This window comes from Aliterella sp. E5.1, assembly GCF_057473825.1.
The window spans coordinates 1-1,729 of the sequence record NZ_JBYCCV010000330.1 but is presented as its reverse complement, the minus strand read 5'-3'; the positions used below and the strand labels follow the sequence as shown (position 1 = coordinate 1,729).

Genomic DNA, 1,729 nt, shown 5'->3' with positions numbered 1-1,729 from the left:
ACATCGTAGGCAATCTTGGCGACTAAAGTACTGTCTATGCCACCAGAGTAGGCAACCAGAGCCCGTTCCATTTGGGCAAACAAGGCTTGCAGTTGAGAAAGTTTGGTTGCTGTTTTCATTGGTGCTTTTCTTAAGCCAGCCGGAGCGGCGATACCCTTTAAGTCTACTTTTAGCGTAGCGAATTTTAACTTGAAGCTTTGGCCGCAGATGGCTGCATTGATTTTTTATTCAAGGAAGATTACTTCATTTCGGTTAGTTAAGTTAGAGGGATTGCCAGGGGCGATCGCCACTAATCGGGCAACCAGTTTAGATCTAAAACCTGCTCTGGCTCAAAGGGACACTCTCCTGGAAAACTATCTACTGACATTTCTGTCTGGGCTGAACTTCCTCGATGCGCCGCTTGATAGCACAAAGCAAAACACTCTTGGGTGTACCTTCTCAAACTAGGACTCAGCTCGAAAGACTCCTCCAGCCTCTGGCGATGCTCGGCGATGGTCATTCGCTAGCTCGTTGTTTTTTTCTGGGGCTGATATTTCCACTTGAGCAAGTGAATCAGGAGAACCCTCAAGTTACTGTAGATTGCCTTCCGTTCACTTCTGCCCAAGTCCTCTAGTTCCGCCACGAGCGTGTCGATATCCACTGCCTCTAGAGACCCCGATCTCAGAGCTGCAATCTACGATTGTAGCCAAAGAAAATAATCCTGCTCGTAAAGGGACTTGCTCAACTTAGTAGGCATGGCGGTCACGGCGGCTTTCTCTTGCTACTCTCTTCAGTTTAGAGTCTAGGATTAGGTCTGAATTGTGCTGTCAGGAAAATGATACCCACGGCTGGGCATCTTCTACTTAGGTGAAGCAGCGACCAGCACTCCCCGGCGAGTTTCTCACTCATGCTCAGGGTCATAGGGGACCAAGCTTTGTACAATAGGATCTTAGCGTCTACAAAAACACCTATAAAACCAGCTTGATCTGGCACCTTTAAGATCAATTCCTTCAAAACCTTCATTTAGCCCGTAGCCACTCAAGGAGATAATTTTGCTCACTAGCACCTTTAAAACAACCAAATCAGAAGAGATTTTTGCCGCGGCTCAAAAGCTGATGCCCGGTGGGGTGAGTTCCCCGGTTCGGGCCTTTAAATCTGTTGGCGGTCAGCCCGTCGTCATTGATCGGGTGCAGGGAGCTTCGATTTGGGACGTGGATGGTAACCAATACATTGACTATGTTGGCACCTGGGGACCGGCGATTTGTGGTCATGCCCATCCCGAGGTTCTCAAGGCGCTACACACAGCTTTGGACAAGGGCACCAGCTTTGGGGCGCCTTCCTACTTGGAGAATGTCTTGGCTGAGATGGTGATTGACGCGGTTCCCAGTGTGGAGATGGTCCGGTTTGTCAATTCTGGCACTGAGGCCTGTATGTCCGTGCTGCGATTGATGCGGGCCTTTACACAGCGGGAAAAAGTAATCAAGTTTGAAGGCTGCTACCACGGCCATGCGGATATGTTTTTAGTCAAGGCCGGATCGGGGGTAGCCACCCTGGGACTGCCGGATTCTCCTGGGGTGCCGAAAGCTACCACCAGCAATACCCTGACCGCGCCCTTTAATGATCTAGAAGCGGTCCAAGCACGATTTGACGAAAATCCCGATCAAATTGCTGGGGTGATTTTAGAGCCGGTGGTCGGGAATGCCGGTTTTATCACCCCAGACAGCGGATTTTTAGCTGGCCTGCGGGAAAT

At 50.1% G+C, this 1,729-nt stretch carries 1 protein-coding gene and 2 pseudogenes; 1 reads left to right on the top strand and 2 read right to left on the bottom strand.

Annotated elements, in window-relative coordinates; genetic code table 11:
- Together AC2VE5_RS26895 and AC2VE5_RS26890 are read right to left on the bottom strand one after the other, a co-directional pair.
- Positions 1–119: pseudogene (locus AC2VE5_RS26895) on the bottom strand (ATP-dependent sacrificial sulfur transferase LarE); the annotation flags it as partial.
- Between the two features lie 170 nt (positions 120–289).
- Positions 290–664: pseudogene (locus tag AC2VE5_RS26890) on the bottom strand (DUF29 domain-containing protein).
- Between the two features lie 367 nt (positions 665–1,031).
- Here AC2VE5_RS26890 and AC2VE5_RS26885 point away from each other — a divergent pair.
- A partial coding sequence (locus tag AC2VE5_RS26885; RefSeq protein WP_486890598.1) for an aminotransferase class III-fold pyridoxal phosphate-dependent enzyme occupies positions 1,032–1,729 on the top strand: 698 nt, incomplete at its 3' end.